This is a genomic window from Halobaculum roseum (assembly GCF_019880245.1).
Taxonomy (GTDB): Archaea; Halobacteriota; Halobacteria; order Halobacteriales; family Haloferacaceae; genus Halobaculum; species Halobaculum roseum.
Genome location: NZ_CP082286.1, coordinates 123,412 through 147,196 on the forward strand (window position 1 = coordinate 123,412; position 23,785 = coordinate 147,196).

The 23,785-nt window shown below is 71.5% G+C and carries 23 protein-coding genes; 8 read left to right on the plus strand and 15 right to left on the minus strand.

What is annotated here, in order from left to right; translation table 11 throughout:
- Positions 1-96: 96 nt before the first annotated feature.
- The 5 genes from K6T36_RS00610 to K6T36_RS00630 form a co-directional block, all read right to left on the minus strand.
- Positions 97-924, minus strand: a complete 828-nt coding sequence (locus tag K6T36_RS00610) for a DUF7260 family protein (protein WP_222922140.1) — start codon at positions 922-924, stop codon at positions 97-99.
- Positions 921-1,883: a DUF7551 domain-containing protein gene (locus tag K6T36_RS00615; protein WP_222922141.1), complete on the minus strand. Its 963-nt coding sequence runs from the start codon at positions 1,881-1,883 to the stop codon at positions 921-923. Before K6T36_RS00615 ends, K6T36_RS00610 begins: the two co-directional genes overlap by 4 nt.
- A gap of 58 nt (positions 1,884-1,941) precedes the next feature.
- Complete coding sequence (locus tag K6T36_RS00620; protein ID WP_222922142.1) at positions 1,942-3,180, minus strand: ABC transporter substrate-binding protein; 1,239 nt, start codon at positions 3,178-3,180, stop codon at positions 1,942-1,944.
- Between the two features lie 97 nt (positions 3,181-3,277).
- Entirely contained in the window at positions 3,278-4,333 is a 1,056-nt protein-coding gene (locus K6T36_RS00625) for an FAD-dependent oxidoreductase (RefSeq protein WP_222922143.1), read from the minus strand.
- Positions 4,334-4,494: 161 nt separating this feature from the next.
- Positions 4,495-5,628 carry a zinc-ribbon domain-containing protein gene (locus tag K6T36_RS00630; protein ID WP_222922144.1) on the minus strand — a complete coding sequence of 378 codons (1,134 nt, stop codon included), beginning with the start codon at positions 5,626-5,628 and terminating at the stop codon, positions 4,495-4,497.
- A gap of 141 nt (positions 5,629-5,769) precedes the next feature.
- Between K6T36_RS00630 and K6T36_RS00635 the strand changes: the two genes are divergently transcribed.
- Both K6T36_RS00635 and trkA read left to right on the plus strand, forming a co-directional pair.
- Positions 5,770-6,312, plus strand: coding sequence for an SRPBCC family protein (locus tag K6T36_RS00635; protein ID WP_222922145.1), 543 nt, complete (start codon positions 5,770-5,772; stop codon positions 6,310-6,312).
- A 95-nt stretch (positions 6,313-6,407) separates the two neighbouring features.
- Complete coding sequence (trkA, locus tag K6T36_RS00640) at positions 6,408-7,745, plus strand: Trk system potassium transporter TrkA (RefSeq protein WP_222922146.1); 1,338 nt, start codon at positions 6,408-6,410, stop codon at positions 7,743-7,745.
- A 13-nt stretch (positions 7,746-7,758) separates the two neighbouring features.
- Here the strand turns inward: trkA and K6T36_RS00645 are convergent, their stop codons facing one another.
- A complete protein-coding gene (locus K6T36_RS00645) occupies positions 7,759-8,853 on the minus strand; it encodes an iron transporter (protein WP_222922147.1) in 1,095 nt (364 codons plus the stop codon).
- Positions 8,854-9,048: 195 nt separating this feature from the next.
- Between K6T36_RS00645 and K6T36_RS00650 the strand changes: the two genes are divergently transcribed.
- A complete protein-coding gene (locus tag K6T36_RS00650; RefSeq protein WP_222922148.1) occupies positions 9,049-9,336 on the plus strand; it encodes a hypothetical protein in 288 nt (95 codons plus the stop codon).
- 48 nt (positions 9,337-9,384) lie between these two features.
- Here the strand turns inward: K6T36_RS00650 and K6T36_RS00655 are convergent, their stop codons facing one another.
- The 4 genes from K6T36_RS00655 to K6T36_RS00670 all read right to left on the minus strand — a co-directional run bounded on the left by K6T36_RS00655 (position 9,385) and on the right by K6T36_RS00670 (position 12,255).
- A complete protein-coding gene (locus tag K6T36_RS00655; protein WP_222922149.1) occupies positions 9,385-10,713 on the minus strand; it encodes a DUF7405 family protein in 1,329 nt (442 codons plus the stop codon).
- A gap of 127 nt (positions 10,714-10,840) precedes the next feature.
- Positions 10,841-11,344 (minus strand): hypothetical protein, encoded by a 504-nt coding sequence (locus tag K6T36_RS00660; RefSeq protein WP_222922150.1) that lies wholly within the window; start codon positions 11,342-11,344, stop codon positions 10,841-10,843.
- 57 nt (positions 11,345-11,401) lie between these two features.
- On the minus strand, positions 11,402-11,935 hold the full coding sequence (locus tag K6T36_RS00665) for a winged helix-turn-helix transcriptional regulator (RefSeq protein ID WP_222922151.1): 534 nt from the start codon (positions 11,933-11,935) through the stop codon (positions 11,402-11,404).
- Positions 11,932-12,255 (minus strand): DUF7471 family protein, encoded by a 324-nt coding sequence (locus K6T36_RS00670; RefSeq protein WP_222922152.1) that lies wholly within the window; start codon positions 12,253-12,255, stop codon positions 11,932-11,934. The genes K6T36_RS00665 and K6T36_RS00670 overlap by 4 nt, the downstream gene beginning before the upstream one ends.
- A 210-nt stretch (positions 12,256-12,465) precedes the next feature.
- Between K6T36_RS00670 and K6T36_RS00675 the strand changes: the two genes are divergently transcribed.
- The gene (locus tag K6T36_RS00675) at positions 12,466-14,088 is read left to right on the plus strand and encodes a TrkH family potassium uptake protein (protein WP_222922153.1); all 1,623 of its coding nucleotides are present in this window, start codon (positions 12,466-12,468) and stop codon (positions 14,086-14,088) included.
- 31 nt (positions 14,089-14,119) lie between these two features.
- Here the strand turns inward: K6T36_RS00675 and gatA are convergent, their stop codons facing one another.
- Both gatA and gatC read right to left on the minus strand, forming a co-directional pair.
- Complete coding sequence (gatA, locus tag K6T36_RS00680; RefSeq protein WP_222922154.1) at positions 14,120-15,478, minus strand: Asp-tRNA(Asn)/Glu-tRNA(Gln) amidotransferase subunit GatA; 1,359 nt, start codon at positions 15,476-15,478, stop codon at positions 14,120-14,122.
- Positions 15,475-15,786 carry an Asp-tRNA(Asn)/Glu-tRNA(Gln) amidotransferase subunit GatC gene (gene gatC / locus K6T36_RS00685; RefSeq protein WP_222922155.1) on the minus strand — a complete coding sequence of 104 codons (312 nt, stop codon included), beginning with the start codon at positions 15,784-15,786 and terminating at the stop codon, positions 15,475-15,477. Before gatC ends, gatA begins: the two co-directional genes overlap by 4 nt.
- A gap of 415 nt (positions 15,787-16,201) precedes the next feature.
- Between gatC and K6T36_RS00690 the strand changes: the two genes are divergently transcribed.
- Together K6T36_RS00690 and K6T36_RS00695 are read left to right on the plus strand one after the other, a co-directional pair.
- A complete protein-coding gene (locus K6T36_RS00690) occupies positions 16,202-17,191 on the plus strand; it encodes a transcription initiation factor IIB (RefSeq protein WP_222922156.1) in 990 nt (329 codons plus the stop codon).
- 78 nt (positions 17,192-17,269) lie between these two features.
- Entirely contained in the window at positions 17,270-17,752 is a 483-nt protein-coding gene (locus tag K6T36_RS00695) for an NUDIX hydrolase (RefSeq protein WP_222922157.1), read from the plus strand.
- 212 nt (positions 17,753-17,964) lie between these two features.
- Here K6T36_RS00695 and K6T36_RS00700 read toward each other — a convergent pair whose 3' ends face one another.
- Both K6T36_RS00700 and K6T36_RS00705 read right to left on the minus strand, forming a co-directional pair.
- On the minus strand, positions 17,965-19,110 hold the full coding sequence (locus K6T36_RS00700; RefSeq protein WP_222922158.1) for an asparagine synthase C-terminal domain-containing protein: 1,146 nt from the start codon (positions 19,108-19,110) through the stop codon (positions 17,965-17,967).
- Positions 19,107-19,790 (minus strand): PHP domain-containing protein, encoded by a 684-nt coding sequence (locus K6T36_RS00705; RefSeq protein WP_222922159.1) that lies wholly within the window; start codon positions 19,788-19,790, stop codon positions 19,107-19,109. Before K6T36_RS00705 ends, K6T36_RS00700 begins: the two co-directional genes overlap by 4 nt.
- 128 nt (positions 19,791-19,918) lie before the next feature.
- On the opposite strand from K6T36_RS00705, the gene purL reads away from it, so the two are divergent.
- Positions 19,919-22,072, plus strand: coding sequence for a phosphoribosylformylglycinamidine synthase subunit PurL (gene purL, locus K6T36_RS00710; protein WP_222922160.1), 2,154 nt, complete (start codon positions 19,919-19,921; stop codon positions 22,070-22,072).
- 93 nt (positions 22,073-22,165) lie between these two features.
- Entirely contained in the window at positions 22,166-23,560 is a 1,395-nt protein-coding gene (locus tag K6T36_RS00715; RefSeq protein ID WP_222922161.1) for a hypothetical protein, read from the plus strand.
- A gap of 7 nt (positions 23,561-23,567) precedes the next feature.
- Here the strand turns inward: K6T36_RS00715 and K6T36_RS00720 are convergent, their stop codons facing one another.
- A complete protein-coding gene (locus K6T36_RS00720; RefSeq protein ID WP_222922162.1) occupies positions 23,568-23,726 on the minus strand; it encodes a DUF7550 family protein in 159 nt (52 codons plus the stop codon).
- Between the last annotated feature and the right edge of the window lie 59 nt (positions 23,727-23,785).

Here is a 23,785-nt window from a genome sequence, read left to right on the forward strand (position 1 = left end):
CCACGAGCGGCCACCTGACTGAAGATGCTTTCGGTCTACCTAAAACACGGCTTCAGTCTGCCGGAGCGCCCCGGAATCACACACGTCTGGGCGACATTACACGCGCCTCGTGATCTGATCGCGGAGGGTCTCCCGGACGTCCTCACACCGCTCCAGGAGGTCGGTCCCGGCGGCGAGGACGGGGTACGTCGCGTCCAGCGACTCGTAGAGGTAGCGGACGACCTCGCGGTGGTCGATGTCGAACGCGCCGGTCCCGCCCGCGGGCTGCTGGAGCAGGTCCTGGCGCGCGTCGAGCGCCTCCCCGCATCGGTCGCGGACGCGGCCGAGCTCCTCGTGGCGCCCGCGGAGCGTCTCGAAGCCGAGCCTCAGCGGGTCCCGGTCGCACGCGGTCTCGACCGTTCGCTCTGCGTCGGCGAACAGGTCCGCGGCGGCGTCGAGGCTCTCCGCCTCCCTCGCCAACACGGACTCCATCGAGTCGAGTTCGTCCCGCCGCGTCGCCGCCAGGGTTCGGAGGTGCGCGCTCGTCTCCGGGGTCAACCGGCTCCCCGGCTCCGTGAGGAGTCGCGCGACGCCCGCGTCGAACTCCGCCTCGATGGTCTCCGCCAGCGTCTCCGTCGTCCCCGAGGTCTCCACGTCGACGAGGCTGTGGGGACGGATCAGGGTCGCGAACCGCTCGCGAACCGTCCCGATGCGCGATCGGGCGTCGCGGACGGCGGGCGCCCGGCACGCAACGGAGCCCGACGCGCTCGAAGCGCCGGCCGTGACGCCGCCCGCCGCACCGTCGTCGTCGACACCCTCGACCGGGATCCGGGCGATCTCGCTGCGGAACTCCTCGTACGCCTCGCGCTTGGCGGCGACGGCGTCACGCTCGTCGGCCACCCGGTCCCGGGCGGCCGACAGCGTGGCCGCGGCGTCGTCGGTCATCGCTCCCCCTCGACCGTCGTCAGCCCGGTGGCCTCGTCCGGCGGGTTCGTCGTGACCGTGAGACGCCACGCGCCCGAGGGCTTCCGCGTCGCGTCGGTGACCGCCACCGCCGAAACCGACGCGCGTCCGAACAGGGTGACCACCACCGGGAGGGTGACGATGCGGTCGGGGTCGCCGTGGTCGTCAGAACCAGAATCGGCTACGAGAGGGTCCCCGCCGTCGACGAGGGCGTAGCCGTCGAGTTCGACGCGCCACCGACGGGTCTCCCCGTCGAGGTCCACGGTCGCGGGCGAAACGGCGTACGACCGGAGCATCCCCGCCGTCCGCAGGCGCGACAGGGCCGCCTCGAGGGGGTCGCCGTCGAGCGGCGCCGGCAATAGTCGCGTGCCGGCCTCGCGGAGCACGGCGAGCGTCTCCTCGTCGTCGAGGTGCTCGGCGAGGCCGTCGGCGACGCTCGCCAGCAGGCGGAGACACAGCTCGTCCGGGCCGTCGACCGACTCCGCCGCCGCGAAGTACGTCTCCATGACGGCGTCCTGAACCGCCGTGTGCGGGGAGTCGGCGACGGCCTCGAACACGACGCCGACGACGGCGTGACACAGGTCGATCGCCGAGTCGGACGCGTATCCGTCGAGCGCGTGGCGCTCGGTTGCTCCCCCGCTGTCGAAGCCTTCGTCGGTCGCGTCGTGGGGGGAACCGTCCGGCTCGACCGCCGGCGCGTCGGCCCGCTCGACGGCGACGAGGTCGTAGAACGGGACCTGCGGGTCGTACCGGCGCAACGCGGCGCGGTACTGCTCGCCGCAGCGCGCCGCCGCCCGTGCGGTCGCGCGGGTGTCGAACGCGAGCCCCGCCACGGGGACCGGGCGCTCGCCGGTGCGGGCACAGCGGAGGCGGTAGGCGCCCGTCGGGTCCGCGAGCGATTCGATGTGGCGTCTGAGGTCGCCGAGGGTGGTTCCGATCATGGTGGGGTGTGGGGGTTGGAACGGAGGGGCCGGTGGCGGGACCCGTTCGCGGTCCCGACTACTCGACCTCGCCGCGGATCGCCGCGGCGACGCGCTCGCGGTCGAACAGGTGCTCGTCCTCGGGGGTTTCCCCGACGCCGCGCCACTCGCCGAACTGCTCGGGGTAGAACTGCTTCGCGGCCACCTCCGTCTGGAAGAGGTTGATGATCGGCCCCTGGTAGGAGGTGCCGCCGCGGTAGATCCGGTCGTTTCGGACCGCGGAGAGCTGCTCCCCGACCGGGTCCTCGCGCATCCGGTCCATCCGCGCCTCGAACTCCTCGTCGGAGACGTGCGAGAAGCCGTACTGGAACACCAGCACGTCGGGGTCGACCTCCAACAGTTGTTCGTAGTCCCACTCGGCGTAGCTCCCGTCGATCTCGTCGTCGAACGCGCCGCGCATCCCGAGGTCACGGTACTGCTTGTGCCCGTTGCCGTCGTGGACCGGGTACGCGTAGAAGGACCCGCCCTCGAAGTCGGAGTTCACCGACAGCAGGCCGACGCTCGGGCGGTCGTCCTCCGGCGGGAGGTCCGCCCGGATCGTCGCGAGCGTCTCGTCGTGGACAGCCCGCACGGCCTCGTAGCGTTCGCGTTCGTCGAACACGTCCGCGATCTTCTCGAACGCCTCGTACAGCGAGTAGTACGGGTAGTCGTGCCAGTCGTCGCCGCGGCGTCGGATGGAGTTGCCGACGATGGGGCCGACGTTGTCCACGACCTCCGCGAAGTCATCGTCGGTCCAGTTGTCGTCCAGCAACTGCAGGAAGTTCGGGTCGAACAGGTGGACGTCGCAGTCCAGCTCGTAGAACGCCTCCTTGTCGATGGTTCCCTCGCCCATGAGCTGCGGAACGTCGGAGAAGTCGACATCGACGCCCGGGAGCGCGTCGAAGAACCTCATCGGCCAGTTCTCGGTGAAGACCAGGCCGCGGAGGCCGTCGAGCTGGCCGAGAGCGATCGCCATGTCGCCGTAGGTGCTGAAGTACGACATCCAGCGCTCGGGCGTCGAGTCGAATGTGACCTCGCCCATCGGCTCCATCGTCACAGTGTAGGGAGCGTCCTTGCCGGTGGCCGTCGGTGTCTCGCCGTCGTCGCCGGCGGTTCCCGTTTCCGTCGGGTCGCCGGCGGGTCCCGTCTCGGTCGAATCGCCGCCGGTCCCGCCGGTACAGCCGGCGAACAGGCCGCCCGCGGCGACCGCGCCGCCGTACTTCACGTACTCCCGCCGGGTCGGTCCGTCGCCGTCTCGGTCTGCGGTCTCTCTCGGCATGTGATTTAGGCCAGCCTAAAAGTTGAAAACGGTATCGGTTCGCGGGGGCGACAGCCGGGCGTCGGCGTTCGGAGGCTGATTCGCTCGCTACGAGCCCCTACTCGCCGGTCTCGGCGGAAGCGTCGGTCGAAGTGGCGATCGCCGCCCCGTCGTGGTCACGTCCGTCGAGGTACGCACGGATCGTCCCGTCGTCGATCGCGTCAAGCAGGTCCGCGGCGTCGTGCGCGTCGACGACGGCTTCGGGGTCGAGATGGCCCGCAAGCGTGCGGTGGCCGCTCGCGGCCCGGGCTTCGATCTCGTCGTCGGGCAGATACGGCGAACGCCCCTCGTCGAGGTACGCCTCGCGGACGCGTCGGAAGCGCTCGGAGTCCACATCGACGGGCGCGTGCTCGGCGTGGTGTTCATCGAACCACTCGACCCAGCGCTCGCGCTCGGCCCACTCGCTCGTCAACTCCGCCTCACGTCGGACCCAGTCGACGCCCTCGGCGGCCTCCGGCCACCAGCCGTCGGCGATCCGCACGTCGGCGAGCACGCGCCGCGCGACCATCGCGCCCCGGCCCGCCGCGGCGATCGCCTGGGCGTCCGTCTCCGGCGACGGCGACGCGACGTACAGCCCCTCGACGGGCGTCGCGCCCTCGTCGTCGGCGTAGTCGCGAGCGAAGTGTCGGTGCGTCTCGCCGTCGTGGTCGTGGGTCTCGAACATCGCGTCCTCGTCGTCGAGGCCGCGGAGGAACTCGCCGTCGTAGCGGGCGGCCGCGACGACGCGGGTCGCCGTGATCGGGTCGCCCTCCTGCGGCGTCACGCGGAAGCCATTTGCCTCGTCGCCGGCGCGGTCGCAGTTGCTGTCGTCGCGGTCGCCGTCGTTGTCGTCGTCGCCGCCGTCGCCGTCGCCGTCGATGCGCTCGACCGATTCGACCATGTCGTCGACGAGCGTTCCGCCGGCGGTCTCGATGTGGTCGTGTGCCAGCGCGTAGAACGTCTCCACGTCGATGCCGGCGGGGAAGCCGAGGTAGTTCTCGAGGTGCGCACACCGGCCGATCGATGAGCGGCCACGGTCGTACACGACCGTATCAAGTCCGCTTCGGGCGAGGAAGACGGCGGTCGAGGCGCCGGCGGGACCGCCGCCGACGACGGCCACGTCGTGGTCAGTCATCGTTACTCCGCCCCGGCGACGACGGCGCCGCCGGATCTCGCGTGCTCCCTGCGCATGGGTCGGTCCCCGCGTCGCTCGTCGTTCGTCATGTGATTTAGGCTCGCCTAACTGAGTAAATCGGTTTCGGTTCGCCTAAAGAAACCGGTCCGCCCGAACGGGGATCAGCGAGGGGATCCGCACACCGGGCAGATCGGGGCGGTGTCGGGAACGTCGGTTCCGCAGTGGGGACAACGGGTCTCGTTCGGCCGTCGGATCGCCGTCACGGCGGCCTCGCTCGTCGCGCGGACGCCCTCGACCGTCCCGACGGCCGCGTCGTCCCCGCACGTGTCGTCCTCGGGGGCGTCGTCCCCGAACACGCCTTCCGGTTCCTGACCGGGGTCGGCGTCGGACTCCGGGACGAGTCCCGCGTCCACGCCGGCGGCCGACGCCAGCGCGAACCGTACGCGGTCGGCCACGAACCTCGTGGCGTCGCCGTCGGCTTCCTCGACGCGAGCGGCCGCCCGGAGGTCGTCGGCGACGCCGGCGACGGCATCGGCGCCACCCCCGGCGTCGTCCTCGATACCCTGCGCGCCGTCCTCGGTTTCCTCGGCGTCGTCCGCGCGGGCGAGGAGCCCGAGCGCCCCGGCGGCGCGTCCACGGACGTACGGGCTCTCGTCGTCAAGCCGCGCGACCAGCGCTCCACGCGCGTCCGTCAGCCGCCCGGGATCGACGCAGCCGACGACGACGAGCGCGGCGAGCAGGTGATAGCGGACCGTTTCCGCGTCGTCGTCGAGGTGCTCTGCGAGGTCGGCGACGCGGTGGCGGAGCCGGTCGGGGTCCGCGAGCGCGACGTGCTCCAGCGCCTTCGCCAGCTTCTCGCGCACCTCCCGCTCGTCGAACGCGAGCCCGATCCGGAGGTCGGCGAGCAGCTCCGGCGACGCGACCGCCGCCGGGTCGGCGACGGCGGCGTAGCCGAGCGCCTCCGCCGCGCGGGCCCGAACGTAGTAGAACTCGTCCTCGTCGGCCAGTCGCTCGGCCAACGCGTCGCGGACCCGGACCACGCGCTCGGGGGAACGCTCGGCGACGGCGACGAACACCTTCGCCGTCGAGAGCCGGACAGCGCGGTCGGGGTCGGTCAGGTACGGGACGACCGCGTCGGCGACGCGGCCGACCGCCGCGGCGTCGTCCTCGGCGGCCGAACGGAGCGCCCGGAGGAGGTCCTTGCGCTCGCGGGCGTCGCCCTCGCGTCGGTCGGCGAGGCGGGCGCGTACGGCGTCCGTGTCGTCTCGGTCGAGCAGCGTCGTGATATCCGTCATCGTCGGTCGGTCCGGCCGGGCGTCCGCCGGGTCGACCGCGGGTTTCGCCCGGCGGTACAAAACCGCACCGCAGGCGGGTGACCGACCCCCGGTCCGTGGCAGAGCCCGAACCCTTACCTCCGGTCCGGCGGATCCGATGACATGGACGAGCTCGTCGTCTCGACGGACGTGTACGTCGCCCCCGAGGAGGCGTACGAGTTCCTCCTCGAGTTCCCGCGCTACGAGCGCTACACGGAGTACCTCGACCGCGTCTCGCGAACCCACGGCGACGGCGGTCCGGGGTCGCGCTACGCGATGCGGTTCTCCTGGTGGAAGCTCACCTACACCGCGCGCTCGGAGGTGACGGAGGTGACGCCGCCGACGCGGATCGACTGGCGCGTCCTCAAGGACATCGACGCCCGGGGCGCGTGGCTGATCGAGCCGTTCGACGAGCTGCCGGCGGACGCACCCGCCGACGCGACCGAGGGCTGTCGGGTGACGCTCTCGATCCGGTTCGACGCCGACAGCGCCGACTCCTCGTCGGTGTCGCTCCCGCCGCTGGTCTCCTTCGGGTGGGTGCTCGACAAGGTGAAAGGGCTCGTCGCCGAGGAGGCCGAACGCGTCGTCCGTCGGGCCGTCGCGGACCTGGAGGGACGCGAGCGGGAGGTCAGCCTCACGGTTCGGACTGACTCCGAGGCGCTGTGATCCGCCGATAGCGGAGGGATAGGCGGTCGACACGAGTCCGGAACGCTCATTCCCCTCGGTCGAACAGGTGGGGACATGACTGGGGTGGCTCCGGCGTGCGGGTGCTGATCATCGGCGCGGGGCAGGTCGGCGAGAGCATCGCGGCGGACCTCGCGGACGGCCACGACGTGGTGGTCGTCGAACGGGACGCCGAGCGCTGCGACGAACTGACGTACTCGCTGGACGTGCTGACGGTCAACGGCGACGGCACGGCCGTCTCGACGCTGGAGGAGGCGGGGATCGCGGACGCCGACATGGTGGTCGCCTCGACCGACGACGACGAGACGAACATCGTCGCCTGTTCCACGGCGAAGGCGGTCAGCGACGCGTTCACGATCGCCCGGATCAAACACACGGAGTACCTCCGGACGTGGGAACGCTCCCGGCAGGCGTTCGGTATCGACTTCATGGTGTGTACGAACCTCCTCACCGCCGAGTCCATCGTCCGCGTCATCGGCCTGCCGGCCGCCCGGGACGTGGATCCCTTCGCCGACGGCAAGGTGCAGATGGCGGAGTTCGTGGTGAGCGAGGGGAGCCCGCTCGTCGGCCAGACCGTCAGCGAGGCCGACCGGTTCGACTCGCTGACGTTCGCGTCGATCATGCGCGAGGACGAGGTCGTGATCCCGCGCGGCGAGACGCTGATCGAGGCGGGCGACCGCGCCGTCGTCATCGGCTCGCCCGACAGCGTCCGCGGGTTCGCCGCCGACGTGGCGCCCGAGGAGCACGTCGGGACCGGCGAGGAGGTGGTCATCCTCGGCGGGTCGGAGATCGGCTACCACACCGCCCGGCTGCTCGGCGAGCGCGGGTTCTCCCCGCGGCTGATCGAGCAGAACGAGGACCGCGCCCGGAAGCTGGCGGAGGAGCTCCCGGAGACGGTCGTCATGCAGTCGGACGCGACCGACGTTGGCTTCCTCGAGCGCGAGCGCGTCGGCGACGCCGACGTGCTCGTGGCGGCGCTGGACTCCGACGAGAAGAACCTCCTGTCGTGTCTGTTGGCGAGCCGGCTCGGCGTCGAGCGGACGGTCGCGGTCGTCGACCGAACCGTCTACGTCGATCTGTTCGAGACGGTCGGCATCGACGTGGGCGTCAGCCCGCGTGCGGTCGTCGCCGAGGAGATCTCCCGGTTCACCCGTGAGGGGAGCGCCGAGAACGTCGCGCTCATCGAGGACGACCGCGCGGAGGTGCTGGAGGTCGAGGTGACCGAGGAGTCGCTGCTCGCGAACCGGCCGATCAGCGAGTCGATCCACGACTTCCCCGACTGTCTGGTGATCGGCGCGATCACCCGCGCCGGGGAGCTTGTCACCCCGCGGGGCGACACCGTGATCGAGCCCGGCGACCACGTCGTCGTCTTCTTCGAGGAGAGCGTCGTCGACGAGGTCTCGAGCAAGATCTGACGCGTCGCGGCGACTACTCGACGGTGATCGTCCGCTCGGGCATTCCGTCCTGGAGGGCGCCGAAGGCCGTCTCGTACCCCTCGTGGCGGGCGACCTGCGGCCAGACCGTCGGCGTCAGGGTCAGTTCGTCGCCGGACTCGACGCTCGCGCCGTCGAGGGCGGCGCCGTAGTGGTAGGAGAGGTCCGGATCGAGCGTGCGGGTGAGCTCTCCGGAGAACACCGTCTCGCCGCCCCGCGCGTGAGTCGCCTCCAGCCCCATCGCGGGGATCAGCATCCGGTTGTACGGGGTCCGCGCCGACACCGCGAGGTACGGGCCTTCCGCGTCGATCCCCTCGGGCGGCTCCTCCAGCACCGTGGCGACGAGGACCGCGTCGTTGCTGTTCGCCTCGCCGACGACCTCCCCGGGGAGGTCGTCGGTCGCCGGCGCGGTCGCGTCGGGCACCATCTCCATCCGCATCGGGTCGACGGCGTCGCGCTCGCCCGCGTTCTCGAGCGTCCGGAACATGATCTCGTCGCGCGCTTCCTGGCTGTACTCCACCTCGACGGGGATGTCCGCCGGCGACTCGAAGCGGCCGGCGTACGCCCCCGTCCGGCGGGTGCGAACGGCGCCGACGGAGACGTTCACGGTGTAGGTGCCGTCGCCGTCGAGCGGGAAGTTGCCGCCGTAGTGAAAGCCCATCGGCTGGGAGAGCATCGGGTAGATGACCTCCTGCGTGACGAGCGAGCCGTCCTTCGTCACCTCGATCGAGAGCCCAGTCTCGGGGAGCACCTGCCCGGTCTCGGGGTCCCAGACGCTCGCCATCAGGTGCACGTCGTCGTCGGACTCGATGTCGGTGCGCTCGACCTCCGTGCCGTTGACGTTCCAGAACCGGTGGGCGTACGAGTAGAACACGCCGACCTGGTAGTCCCCGTCCTTCCCCATTCCGCCCATCTCCATCCCCTCGACGTGGCTGGGCAGGTACACGCCGTCCGGACGGTCCTCGACGATCGGCGGCGCCCGCGAGGCGCTCCCGGTGGCGAGTTCGAAGCCGAGACACCCCGAGACGCCGCCGATACCGGCGGCCGCGCCGCCCGCTGCCGCGCTCCTGAGGAACGTACGTCTGTCCATACGGACACTCGGTGACGCCTACGAAAGGGGATTCTGGTACGCCCGTCGAACGGCCGCTCCGTCCGACGGCTGCCCCGTCGAACCGCCACCCCGACGACGGGTACCCCCCATCGAACCGGCAACCGACAGTGTCGCTACGGCGACCGGGAGCCGTGGTCGAAACCGTGTTATGCGCGCCGACCGTCACCTCGACCGATGAGACGGAGATCCGCCGTCGCCGCGCTCGCGGCGGCGCTCGCGTTCGCGTCGCTTCCCCGGAGCGTGCTCGCCCATCCGGGCCACCCGGCGGCGACCCCGAGCGGACCGCTCGCCGGGGCATCCCCCACCGGACTCGGGATCGGACTCGCGGGGGTGCTGTTGGCCTCGGGGGTGTTACTGCTCGCTCACGAGGGCGTCCTCACCGAGCGTACACGAAGCGCCGGCGTCGGCGTCGGTGCCGTCCTGACGGTTCTCGGGGCGTTCGTCGCGTTCGTTCACTTCTAACCGGACCCGGTCCGGGATCCGAATCGGATCAGATCGGACCGGAGCGGGTCATCCCTCGTCGCCGGCGGGGGTCGGCAGCGCGCGCAGCGACCGCGGCGGGACGAGGAAGTAGCCGCGGTGGCGCAGGAAGATGTACTCGAGGATGCCGTTGTTGACGCGCTGGCGGACCGCCGGGGTCGCCTCCGTCGCGTCGACGCCGTTCATCGACCGCCTGACGGTCTCGAACTGGTCGATGGAACGCTGGAGCGACGGGAAATGCAGGCTCGCGATGTCGTCGTCGGCCGACTCGAAGTGCCGGCGAAGCAGGATCGGGTTCCCGTCGTCGTCGCGGTTGTCGCGGGCGGCCTTCTGCGCATGGCCGACGCGGCCGTACTCCTTGGCGTCCTCGACCACCGAGTCGAGGAAGCGATCGATCCCCGAGTCGTCGCCGAGGTTCGTTCCGACGCCCTCGACGAGGTTCTCGGCGGCGTGGCCCGGCGAGAACATCTCCATCACCTGTTGCTCGAAGTCCTGCTCGCCGTACCAGTCGTCGAGCCGCTGGCGCCAGTTGCCGACCGACTTGGTCGTCCCCTCGGCGAACGGCCCCTCGCCGATCGCGACGGAGTCCTCCGTCGCCTGGTTGCCCCGGAACCCCGCGGCGAACCCCATGAACAGCGGTGCGTCCTCCGGGACGGGGTTCGGGTCGGGAACGCCGGAGAGTTCGTCGGCCTTCTCGTGGGGCATCCCCGGGTCGAAGAAGCCGGTCCGGCGGTCGTCCAGGTCGAGCGCGTCCGTCAGCGCCGACGGGAACGTCACGCCGTTCGCCTCCTCGCGCTCGCCGAGGAGCGCCTCCTCGGCGGCCAACAACCCGTCCGGGCGGTCCGACGCGAGGTGGACGAGCACGTCCTGGGTGTCGAACTCCGGGGTCTCGAAGTCCGCCAGCGGCGTCGGCTCCGGGAGCGACACGTCGTCGGGCACCGCCAGCTCCGCCTCGAAGCGGTCGAGGTACGACGGCGAGTACGCCGCCGAGTGGAGCAGCCCCTCGTGGCTCCAGGCGTACGCCTCGTCGAGCGCGTCGAGCGCGCCGCGGACGGCCTCCCGCTCCTCCGCTCCGGGGGTACCCTCATCCGGCAGCGAGAGGTACAACAGCGTTTGGTGACGGGGGAGCTGCCAGTTGCCGGCGTCGTCGGTTCGCACGTAATCGTTCCAGGCGTACTGCCGCTCCGGGTGGGCGTCGGCGCCGTCGCCGGCGGGGATCGGCTCGGCGCCGTCGAGTCGGTCGACGCAAGCTGCCAGCCCGGCGGCGCCGCCGACGGCGACGGCCGCCTTCAGCGCCTCTCGGCGGGAGAGCCCGTCGAGCGACGGTGCATCGGATGCGTCGGCGTCCGCGTCGGTCATACGCGTCCTAGCGCGCTCCCGGAGAAGGGGATTGTGGTGTGGGCGTCGAACGCGGCCGTGGCGGCATGGTAACGCGCAGCGACCCCCACCGCACGACGTTCGCCCGCCGACCTCTGCCTGCCGACATTCACTCCCGTCCTCCGGAGACCGTCGAGACCCCGACCCCGGCGAACGCGCCGACGAGCGCCCAGAGTCCGGAAGCGACGATCCCGAGGACAGTCACGGCCCACATGTCTGGGCCGAAGCTGTCGACCGCGAAGTCCGCCGAGCCCACGAGTACGATCGGCGACGGAATTGCGCGTCCCTGGACGAGCGCGCCCAGCACCGTCCCGACGTACCGGCCGATCACTCCGGCAGCCAGCGACACGGCTGCGACGGCCCGGACCGACGCGGGAGGCGAAAGGTCGCCCCGCCCGACCGCGGCCGCGACGAACGCAAACGGCAGCAGCGCGTGGAGATACTCCCCGAGTCCCCCCACGAGGACGGTGAGCGCGATCCCCCTGACCGGGGACCTCACGACGGCGAGTTCGAGCAGTTCGGTCGCGCCGCCGGCGACGCCGGCGGCGACGAACACGGTCGCGAACAGTGCTGACGACGGAGTCTGCGGTCGGAGCGAGTCGACGGAGGGCACACGGGAAGGGTGTACCATCCGGACTGAAAAACGGGGCGGCCGCAGTCCGGTTCGGCGCTACTCCAGGAGGGCGTCGACGAGCCGCGTGAACCGGTCGAGCAGCCGGTCGGGGAGCGACGGCTCGATGCGGCGCAGCGATCGGGCGGTGGCCTCGGGGTCGGTCAGCGCGAGCGTCACCCGGCCCCTGTTGTCGCGGCGCTTCTCGACGACGCCGGCGTCGACGAGGCCGTCGAGGTGGTGTTCGAGCGTGCTGCGGGCGACGCCGACCGCTTCGGCGACCGCGTCGGGAGGGGCCGGCCCGTCGAGGAGTTCGACGACGGCGTCGCGGGCGGTCTCGCGTCTGAACAGCGCGATCCGCCGGCGTTCCAGCGGGTCGAGCGCGGGGTCGAAGTAGTGCGTGCGCCCGGAGACCTCCTCGCCGACGACGCGGTCGGCGCGGGCGAGCCGCCGGAGGTGGTACTGCGCCTGCCCCGGCGCGAGATCGAGTCGGCGAACCAGCTCGTTGAAGTGGAGCCCGGGGTTGGCGACCACGTAATCGGCGACGCGCTCGCGGGTGGGGCGCCCGCCCGCCGGCGTCGCGCGGTCGCTCACGAGGCCGCCTCCGTCCGGATCGTCCGTGCGTAGTACACCGCCGCGACGACGAGGCCGGCCATGACCACGTCGAGGACGTGTTCGCCGAAGTGGTGCGCCTCCGCGCCGACGAGGCCGAAGGCCGTCGCGCCCCCGAGCCCCGCCCGGAGCGCGAGGGTGCCGAGCGCGAGCGCCACGAGGAGGTACGACCGCGACCGACGCCTGAGGAACGCCGCGAGGCCGAGCCCGAGCAGCCCGGCGCCGGCGAGCCCGCCGAGGGCGACGACGAGCGCGTAGACGACGCCGTGGGCGGCGGGCGCGAGGTGAAGTACCGTGTCCATACACGGGTTCGCTCGCCGAGCGACTTGACCGTTGCGCGGTCGGTCGCCCCCCGACCGGCTAGCCGCTGAACGGGGAACCGTAACGGGACAACGGAGACGGGAGAACGGCGACGGGCGGACGACGGGCGGAAGACGACCGGAGAGCGACGGCTGGCGGCCGGCGACGAGAGAACGATACGTTGAACACTGACGCGACCGCGCGATTCGAGAGTGAACCTCCGCGTCGAGTACCGGGCGAGCCTGAGCCTCGTCGGCACCGTCGTGCGCTACCTCTCGGTGCCGCTTGTGGCGCCGCTTCTCGTCTCGGTGTACTACGGCGAGTCGGTCGCTCCCTTCCTCGTCACCATCGCGCTCGCGCTGGCGGTCGGCACCGGACTCGAACGCCTCGATCCCGAGCCCGATCTGGGCGCCCGCGAGGGGTTCCTGATGGTCGCGACCACGTGGCTGGCGGTCGGGCTCGTCGGAGCCGTCCCGTATCTGATCGAGGCCCACGGGATCCCCGGGATCGTTGCCCCGCTCGCGCCGGCATCGACACTCGCGAACCCCGTGAACGCCCTGTTCGAGTCGATGTCCGGCTTCACGACGACGGGCGCGACCGTCCTCGGCGACATCTCCTTCGACACCCACGGCCGCGGGATCATGCTGTGGCGCCAGCTCACCCAGTGGCTCGGCGGGATGGGGATCGTCGTCCTCGCGGTCGCGATCCTCCCCGAGCTCTCCGTCGGCGGCGCCCAGCTCATGGACGCCGAGGCGCCCGGCCCGGGCATCGAGAAGCTCACGCCGCGGATCGCCGAGACCGCCCGCGTGCTGTGGGGCGTCTACGCAGGCATCACGGCCCTCGAGATCGTCCTCCTGTACGGGATGCACCTCGCCGGGCCGGCGCTCGGGATGCCGGGGCTCGCCCCGAACATGACGCTGTACAACGCCGTCGCTCACGGCCTGACGACGATGCCGACCGGCGGGTTCTCGCCGGAGGCGCGCTCGATCGAGGCGTTCTCCGCGGCCGTGCAGTGGGTCATCATTCCGTTCATGGTCGCCGCCGGGATCAACTTCGCGCTGTTCTGGGGCGTCGTCACGGGCGACCCGAGACGGATGCTCCGGGACGTGGAGTTCCGGACGTTCATCGGGGCGATGGGCGTGATCGCCGCACTGGTGACGGGGTTGCTGTTCGCCGGGGCGTTCGTCGCCGCCGCCCCGGCCGGCGAGACGTACGACGCCGCCTACCTTTCCGCGGTTACGGGCGCCATCTCCGGGAGCATCGAGCCCTCGCTTCGGCACGCGGCGTTCCAGACGGTCTCGATCGTCACGACGACCGGGTACGCGAGCATGGACTTCAACACCTGGTCCGCGCCGGCGCAGTACACGCTGCTTTTCGCTATGTTCATCGGCGGCTCCGCCGGCTCGACCGGCGGGGGGATCAAGGTGATCCGGTGGGTGGTCATCCTGAAGTCGCTCCGGCGGGAGCTGTTCACGACGGCCCACCCCGACGCAGTCCGGCCGGTCAGGCTCAACGGCCGCGCGCTCGACGAGCGTGGTGTCCGCGGCATCTTCGCGTTCACCCTGCTGTATCTCGTGTTGTTCCTGGTCTCGACGCTGGTGTTGTTCCTCGACGGCACTCGCCTCCCGGAGACCGTCTCGGTCCTCGAAACGATGAGCGCGGTCGCGGCCACCCTCGGGAACGTCGGCCCCGGGTTCGGGGTCGTCGGGCCGATGGGGAGCTACCTCGGGTTCACGGACGCGAGCAGACTCTACATGGTGTTTCTGATGTGGATCGGCCGGCTGGAGATCATCCCGGTCCTCGTGTGTCTCACGCCCGAATACTGGCGGCGGTGAGTCGGGAGGAAGGGGCAGGGGGTCGCGCCGTCTACTTCTCGACGGCGCTGCCGGCGCGGATGACCGCCTCCTCGCCGAAGGCGGGGCCGACGAACTGCATCCCGACGGGGAGGCCGTCGGCCTCGCCCGCCGGCACCGAGATGGCCGGGAGGTTCGCGAGGTTCACCGGCACGGTGTTGGCGTCCATGAGGTACAGCGAGAGCGGGTCGTCGAGGCTCTCGCCGCGCTTCGGGGGGAGCACGGGCATCGTCGGCGTCGCCAGCACGTCCGCCTCCGAGAGCGCCTCGTCGAAGTCGCGCTTCACCCACGCTCGGGCGTCCTGCGCCTTCTTGTAGTACTTGTCGTGATAGCCCGCCGAGAGGGCGTACGTCCCGAGCAGGATCCGCCGTTTCACCTCGTCGCCGAAGCCCTCCTCGCGGGAGCTGGCGAACGACTCGTTCCAGTTGCCCTCGCCGCCGTCGACGCCGTAGCGGACGCCGTCGAAGCGCGCGAGGTTCGAGGACGCCTCCGACATCGCGATGACGTAGTACGCCTGCACCGCGTGCTCGACGGAGGGGAGCGACACCTCGACGGTCTCGACGCCCTTCGCCTCCAAGTCCGCGAGCGCGTCCTCGAACACCGCGACGACCTCGTCGTCGGCACCCTCGACCAGCTCGGTCGGGACGCCGACGGTCATGCCGTCGACGTCGCCGTCGGCCGCGGCGGCGTACTCGGTCGCGTCGGCGGGGTGGGTGTCGTCCGGAACGCCGGGCGCGTCGGCCGCGCCGCCCTCGGCGGCGTCGTAGCGCGTCGTCGCGTCGCGTTCGTCGGGGCCGGCGATCGCGTCCAGCAGCGCGGCCGCGTCCTCGACGGTGCGGGCGAAGGGGCCGATCTGCTCCAGCGAGTTGGCGTACGCGACGAGTCCGTACCGCGAGACGAGCCCGTACGTCGGCTTGATCCCGACCACGCCGCAGAACGCGGCGGGGTTGCGAACGGAGCCGCCCGTGTCGGAGCCGAGCGCCAGATCCGCCTCGCCGGCGGCGACGGCGGCCGCCGAGCCGCCCGAGGAGCCGCCCGGGACGTGCTCGGGGTCGACGGGGTTCTTCGTCGGTCCGAACGCCGAGGTCTCGGTGGTGCCACCCATGCCGAACTCGTCCATGTTCGTCTTGCCGACGATCGTCGCGCCGGCCTCCCGGAGGCGTTCGACGACCGTCGCGTCGTACGGCGGCACGTACTCATCGAGCATCGCCGAGCCGCAGGTCGTGCGGATCCCCTCGGTGGAGATGTTGTCCTTCACCGCGACCGTCCTGCCCGCGAGCGGCCCGTCGGCGTCGCCATCGACGGTCACGCGGGTGACGAACGCGTTCAGCCCGTCGGCCGCCTCGCCGTCGGGGGCGTCGTCGGCGCTCATGAGACCTTCGGGCCCTTGAAGAAGCCCGCCTCCGAGTCGGGCGCGTTCGCCAGCGCCTCCTCTTGGGTGAGGCCGTCGCGCACCTCGTCGGCGCGCATCACGTTCACCAGGTCGGGCTCGTCCTCGACCTCGGGCACCTCGTCGAGCGCCGCGAAGTAGTCGAGCACGTCCGCGAACTGCTCGGCGAACGCCGCTGCCTCCTCGTCGTCGAGGTCGACCCGGGCGAGGTCGGCGACGTGGCGGACCTCGTCTGGGTCGACGGCGTCCGCGTCGGCGGCCGACGCGTCGCCCTCGTCCGTCGCTGTCATGTGCGATGGGTGCCGCGGACCGCGAGTAAGGGTTTCGATACCCCCGACCCACGGCCCTCGCGGGGGCGGTTCGCTCGCGGCAACGCGGGTCCCTCACGGCGGCGGGGACCTCGACGGCGGCGCGGTTACTTCACGTGATCCGGCTCGCCTCGGGCGGTCCCGACACCCCGCGGCTTCTCGGGGGCGAACGTCCTGCTCGGGGACTACTCAACCCCGTCAATATCATAACGCTTAGGAGGCTTAGCGCGCCGTTCGTCGCGACCGGACCGCGTCGAACCGCCCCGTCGCGGTCGGGTAGATTTTGTCGATGACCCGGCGCAGTCAGCCAGCAGGTATAAGTGACTTGCGGACCTGTACTGGATACAGCGAATCAGGCAGAGAGACGCCTCTCTGGCTTTCGTTCCCCAACCCTACAATGAGTGAGAACGTCCGAAGTTACACGGACGACCGATCGAGTACGGCCACCGTCGACGAGGACGAGTCGGCGTCCGAGTCGGAGGGAGAACAGCTCGAGTGTCCCGAATGCGGCGGCGACCTCGTGAACGACACCGAGCGCGGCGAGACGGTGTGTCGCGACTGCGGTCTCGTCGTCGAGGAGGACGAGATCGACCACGGGCCGGAGTGGCGCGCGTTCGACTCCAAGGAGAAGGACGAGAAGTCCCGCGTCGGCGCCCCGACGACGAACATGATGCACGACAAGGGGCTGTCGACCAACATCGGCTGGCAGGACAAGGACGCCTACGGCAACCAGCTGTCGGGCCGCCAGCGCGAGAAGATGCAGCGCCTGCGCACCTGGAACGAGCGCTTCCGCACGCGCGACTCCAAGGAACGGAACCTCAAGCAGGCGCTCGGGGAGATCGACCGTATGGCGAGCGCGCTCGGCCTCCCGGACAACGTCCGCGAGACCGCCTCGGTCATCTACCGCCGCGCGCTCGACGAGGATCTCCTCCCTGGCCGTTCCATCGAGGGCGTCGCCACCGCGAGCCTCTATGCGGCTGCTCGACAGGCCGGGACGCCCCGCAGCCTCGACGAGATCACGAACGTCTCGCGGGTCGAGAAGGACGAGATCGCCCGGACGTATCGCTACGTCGTCCGCGAACTGAAGCTGGAGATCCAGCCGGCCGACCCCGAGAGCTACGTCCCGCGGTTCGCATCCGACCTGGACCTGTCCGACGAGTCCGAACGTCGCGCCCGCCAGCTCCTCCAGACGGCCAAACAGGAGGGCGTCCACTCGGGCAAGTCGCCGGTGGGACTCGCCGCCGCGGCCGTCTACGCCGCCTCGCTGCTCACCAACGAGAAGGTGACCCAAAGCGAGGTGAGCGAGGTGGCGAACATCTCGGAGGTCACCATCCGGAACCGGTACCACGAGCTGCTGGAAGCCGAGGAACAGGTCCAGCTCGGCTGATTCTGACGGATCTCTCGTCGCCCCCGAACGCGCTCGCGCTTTCGTAACGCCGAAGCCACCCACCCGCCAGCCACGGGTATGGAGACGACGCGCCACTTCACCGCGACGGTCTATCTCGTCCACGACGGCGCGACCGCGCTGCACGTACACCCGAAGCTCGGGATCCGCATCCCGCCGGGCGGCCACGTCGACCGCGACGAACTCCCACACGAGGCGGGGCTGCGCGAGGCGCGCGAGGAGACCGGCCTCGATCCGACGCTCGTGGACGACACCCCCGATATCGGGGCTCCCGCCGGCGAGACGCTCCCGGCGCCCCGGCACACGATGCTGTACGACATCAACGTCCACGACGACGGAACCGTCGGCCACCAGCACATCGACTCGATCTACTTCGCCGCCGTCGACGGCCGCCGGATCGATCCGAACGGCGACGACGAGGTCTGCGCCGACGCCTGGGCGTGGTACACCCCCCAGGACCTCCGCGAGAGCGACATCGACAGCGACACCACCCGGATCGGAATCGAGGCCATCGAGACCGTCGCCGCCGCGAGCGAGGAGTAGCGAACGGAAGTCGGTGTGGGCGATCGCCGCCGTCGGTCCGCGGCGCGACCGTACCGGTGTCGCCGCGAACCTTCTTCGGGGAAGCCGGGACCACGGCCGCCATCGAGTGACCCAAGACGGGCGGCGCACAGCGGGTGCGCGACACCGCGTCGCCCGGCGGTGGCCCGCGAGGCCGTGTCGACTGTCAGCCATCGATCGACGGCGAGCGGCGCCTAGGCGTCGCCATCCGTCGGGTACTCCTCGCCGCACAAGTCGGCGACGTAGCGTCCGACGTGGTCGTCCATCCGCCGTTTGAACCCCGCCTGTCGGGCGAGGCGGTCGAGTTCCCGCGAGACGTAGGTGCCGTACTGGACGGCCTTCTTCTCCGCCGAGCGGACGCGCTCGGGGACGAGTCCCTCGGCGGCGGCGCGCAGCGCCACCTTCCGCTCGCCGTCGGCCACGAGCAGGTGTCCGGGCAGCGCCAGCGCCGCGGCGACGACGCGGTCGTGCAGCAGCGGCGCGACGGGCTCGACGCCGGCGGCCCGCAGCGCCAGCACGTCGCGCTCCAGTTGGTCGGGGAGCGTCGCGACCGTTTCGCGGCGGGCACCCCGGACGGTGTCGGCGTCGACGCGGGGGTCGTCAGCCGGGTCGACCAGCTTCGCGTAGCCGCCGAACAGCTCGTCGGCGCCCTGACCGACCGCGAGGCGGTCGTAGCCGTCGGCGGCCGCACGTTCCCCGACGAGATACAGCGGGAGCGCGATAGCCACGTCCATCGGGTTGCGCCGTCCCGTCGCGTCAACGATCTCGGGGACGGCGCGTTCGAGATCCGCGTGCGAGAGGGTGACCTCCCGCAGGTCGCGGTCCATCGCCTCGGCGGCGTCGCGAGCGGCCGCCACGTCGTGTGCGCCCTCGAAGCCGGCGACGTACAGCGGTGCCCCGGGGACGCCGGCGGCGACGACCGCCGAGTCGACGCCGCCGGAGAACGCCACCGCGAGGCCGTCGGGGTCGACCGCGTGAACGCTCGTGTCGACTGCGTCGGCGACCGCGCCGAGCGCGGCTTCGTCGCCCGGCGGATCGGGGTCGGGAAGCGCCCAGACGCGTCGCTCGCCGTCGCCGTCGAGCGCGTGTCCCGCCGGAAGCGACCGCGGGCGTTCGAGACCGCCGGGGCTGCGACTCCAGCGGTCCGGGTCGTCCGCGTCGACGAACAGCGGTCGACGACCGAGGACGTCGCGAACGAGCGTCCCGTCGACGACGCCCGCGAACCCGTCGGTCCCGGGCAGCGGGTCGCCGTCCGCGAGCGCGGTGCGGACAAGGGCTGGGTCCGTGGCGTCTTCGTCGCCGTCGAGATCCGTCGCCGGGGACCGACGCTCGCGAGTCACAGGAAGTCGGCGACTCGGCGGCCGATCCGGCGCTTGGCGCCGCCGGCGGCCTGCCGGAAGGAGATGTACCACGGCGTCCGCTTGCCGACCACGCTCGTACGGCCGTCGCGGATCGCCTCGAGGATCGCGTCGACCGAGCGCTCGTCTGCGCCTACCTCGGTGACGGCCTGCCCCACCATCTCGGCGATGTGCGCGTCGCTTCCGGCGGTCATCGGGAGCCCCCGGTTCACCGCGAACGTCTCCGCCTGTCGGTTCGAACGACCCGTGAGGAGCCGGGAGTTGTACACCTCGATCGCGTCGGCGCTCGCCAACTGGTCGTCGGTGATGTGCGGCGCGACGCCGTGGCGCGACTTCTGAAACGGATGCGGGACGACCGCCAGGCCGCCCTGGTCGTGGATCCGGTCGAGCGTCTCGTCGTAGTCGAGGCCGGCGGGGATCAACTCCTCGATGCCGAACGCGAGCACGTGGCCCGCGGCGGAGGTGATCTCCATGCCCGGGATGCCGACGAGCCCGTAGTCGTCCGCCATGTCGGCGGCCTCCAGGCTCGCGTCGAGTTCGTCGTGGTCGGTGACCGCCAGCGCGTCGAGCCCGACGGCGGCCGCCTGTTCGAGGAGCATGTCGACCGGGTCGCGGCCGTCGTGTGAGAGCGCGGAGTGACTGTGCAGCTCGACCGATAGCACGGTCGCGGATACTCGTGGACCGTAGAAAAGGAATCCGGTCCGATCGACCGCCGGTCGCTCGCGACCCGAATAGACACGACCGTGCACATAGAAAGCCATTTGAGCGGCGATGTTGACCGTACTCGTGAATGCCCCTCGCCGACGCGGACCGCGAACTGGTGGAGGCGGAGCTCGGACGGGAGCCCACCCGAGCCGAGGCCGCGCTGTTCGAGAACCTCTGGAGCGAGCACTGCGCGTACCGCTCGTCGCGCCCGCTGTTGGGCGCCTTCGAGAGCGAGTCGGAGGACGTCGTGATCGGCCCCGGCGACGACGCCGCGGTAGTCGCGCTCGACGAGGACACGTACGCCACGCTCGGCATCGAGAGCCACAACCACCCCTCGTACGTCGACCCGTTCGACGGCGCCGCCACGGGCGTCGGCGGCATCGTCCGCGACACGATGTCGATGGGCGCGTACCCGATCGCGCTGGCGGACTCGCTGTACTTCGGGGACTTCGACCGCGAGCACTCGCGATACCTGTTCGAGGGCGTCGTCGAGGGGATCAGCCACTACGGCAACTGCATCGGCGTCCCCACGGTGGCCGGCTCCGTCGCGTTCAACGACGGGTACGAGGGGAACCCGCTCGTCAACGTCGCCTGCGTGGGCCTGACGACACCCGACCGACTGGTCACCGCGACCGCCGAGACGCCCGGCAACGAGCTGGTGCTCGTCGGCAACGCCACCGGCCGCGACGGCCTCGGTGGCGCCTCCTTCGCCTCGGAGGACCTCGCCGAGGACGCCGAGACGGAGGACCGTCCCGCCGTTCAGGTGGGCGATCCGTACGCCGAGAAGCGACTGATCGAGTGCAACGAGGCGCTCGTCGACGAGGGACTGCTCGTCGCCGCGCGCGACCTGGGCGCGGCCGGACTCGGGGGCGCGTCCTCGGAGCTGGTCGCGAAGGGCGGCCTCGGCGCCGAGATCGCCCTCGACCGCGTCCACCAGCGCGAGCCGAACATGAACGCCATGGAGATCCTGCTGGCCGAAAGCCAGGAGCGCATGGTGTACGAGGTCCGGCCCGAGGACACCGACCGCGTCGCCGAGCTGGCCGAGCGGTTCGACCTGGGCTGTTCGGTCATCGGCGAGGTGACCGACGGCAACTACGTGTGCACCTTCGAGGGGGAGACGGTCGTCGATGCGCCCGCCGAGTACCTCGCCGACGGGGCGCCGATGAACGACCTCGATCGCGAGGAGCCGAGCCAGCCCGACCGCGACCTCCCCGCGCTCGTCGCGGACGGGGAGCCCGATCCCGACGCGCTCGCCGAGGCGTTCGACGCCGTCGTCGGCCACCCGAACACCGCGAGCAAGCGCTGGGTGTACCGCCAGTACGACCACGAGGTCGGCGTCCGGACCTCGGTGCTCCCTGGCGACGACGCCGCGGTGCTGGCTATCCGCGAGGCCGAAACCGACGGCGGCGACCCGGTCGGGCTGGCGCTGTCCTCCGGCTCCGAGCCGCGGTGGACGGAGGCGGCGCCGTACGAGGGCGCCCGCGCCGTCGCGCTGGAGAACGCGACGAACCTCGCGGCGAAGGGCGCGACCCCCCTCGCGGCGGTCGACTGCCTCAACGGCGGCAACCCGGAGAAGCCGGACGTGTACGGCGGCTTCGCGGCCGCCGTCGACGGCCTCGCCGAGATGTGCGCGGACCTCTCGATGCCTGTCGTCGGCGGCAACGTCTCGCTGTACAACGACTCGGTCGCCGGCCCCATCCCGCCGACGCCGACGCTGGCGGTCATCGGAACGAAGGCCGGATTCGACGCCCCCCCGGCGGCGTTCGCCGGCGAGGGGACCGTGCTCGCGGTCGGCGCCGCCGGCGGCGCGCTGGGCGGCTCGGAGTATCTCGCGCAGTCGGGCGGGAGCGACCGCTTCCCCGCCCTTCCGGAGAACGCGCCGGCGGTCGTGGAGACGCTCGCGGCGGTCGCCGACGGCGACGACACCCTCGCGGTGCACGACGTGAGTCACGGGGGACTCGCGGTCGCGCTCGCGGAGATGGTGACCGACGACGCCGGCGCCGAGGTCGCCCTCGACGACGCGCTCGCGCTGTTCGACGAGACCCCCGGTCGCGCGGTGATCGAGACGGCCGACCCGGACGCGGTCCGGGCAGCATTCGACGGCGTCGCGCCGGTCGAGGAGATCGGCGAGGCGACCGCGGACGGGACGCTCTCGCTTTCGGTCGGCGACGCGGAACTGACGCGCGACGCCGCGTCGATCCGCGACCTCAGGTCGGTCATCGAGCGCGAACTGGACTGACGGCCGGCGTCGACGGACCGGTCGGGCGTTCCAGGGACCTGACATCGTGAGAATCGAACGAGCGCTTTTTAGTTCTCACGTTGACAATACGTCGTGTCGATCCGTGCCCTCCTCCTCGCAGCCCTCCTCGTCATCGGCGGCTGTGCGGCCCCCGCGGTCCCCCCGGCGACGACCGAGGGCGACCCCGCCGCCTCGGACCACCACACGACGAGCGGGGGATCGCCGGATGCCACGATATCCACGGTGTCTCCGTCGACGCCGTCGGCACAGTCGCCACAGTCGACGCAGCCGCCGGCAGAGTCGCCGCAGCCGTCGCCGGGTGCGGACGGCGCGGCCGCGAACACGTCGGAAGCGACACCGCCGTCGCCACGGGCGCTCGCCGACGGGTACGACGTTCGCGTGTCCGGCGGGTCGCTGCCCGTCGAGTACCCGTTGGTGTTCGCCAGGGTCGCGGTGACGGTGGATCGGCCGACGGTCGAGCCGCCGTCGGTCGTCCGCGTCGAGCCGAACGAGTCGATGGAGTTGGGCGGGAGCGAGTATCCGGAGTTCTACCGGTTGCTCGGCTTCAGCGTGGGTGAGGAGCGCGGGCGGGCACTCACCGCGGCGGCGTACGTCGCGTCGGCGGAGGCGGTCGTCGTCAACGAGGCGGTCCTCGCGGACGCAGCGGACGCGGAGTCGACGCTGGCCCACGAGTCGGTTCACGTCGTCCAGTTCCGGACGGGCGCGTTCGAGGACCTGGACGGAACGGCGGCGACGCCGCCGGGATCGACGGCCTCGCGGCTGCTTCGGGCGGCGATCATCGAGGGGTCGGCGACGTACGTGCAGGGGGAGTACGTCCGCCGGTACGCCCCGGAAGCCCCCAGGCCGACCGAGTCGCTGCGCGCGCGAGCGGCGAACGGGTCGGCGGCGACACGCCTGGGGGCCGCGCCGTATCTCGCCGGCGCGCGCTACGTCGACGGCCGGGTGTCCGACCCCGGCGAGGTTCGCGAGGTGTACGCCGATCCGCCCCGCACGGCCGAGGAGTTGCTCCACGACCGCCCGCCGGGGAGCGAGCCGCTCGCGGCGCTGGCCGTTCGCGATGCGCCGGGCGACGGGTGGACCAGCGACGGACGGGCGAGGGACACCTACGGGGAGCTGTTCGTTCGCACGCTGCTGGAGACGAGCGTCGACGAACCGACCGCGGCCGATGCCGCACACGGCTGGGACAACGACGTGCGACGGCGGTTCGTCGCGCACGCCGACGACGGGTCGACACACACCGGCTACGCGTGGGCGATCCGATTCGAGGACGCCGCCAACGCGACGGCGTTCGCGGCGGCGTTCGAGACGTGGCGGGCGGACCGTCCGGCGAACGCGTCGACGGTGCGGCTCGTTCGCGCCGCGCCGGGGACGGTCGTGGTACTGCTCGGGGACGAGCGGTTCGTGACGCGCGCGACGGCGTCCGGCACGGACGGCGCAGTCACCCTCCGTGTGAACGAGACCGGATGATCCGGAGTTAGACCAGCAACAGCGGCACCACGAAGGTCACGAGGATGCCGACGAGCGCGATGACCGCGCCGGTGGCCGCCTGTCCGCTCGTGATCTCCTGCATCGGCGAGGTGACGCGTTCGTAGTCGAACTCCTTGAAGTGGTCGTGCTCGTGGTGGTCGGCCATGGTTCGTGATCGAGGGGGCGTCGCGCTGGTACTTAATCCGTCGTGGTCCGCGGCGCGCG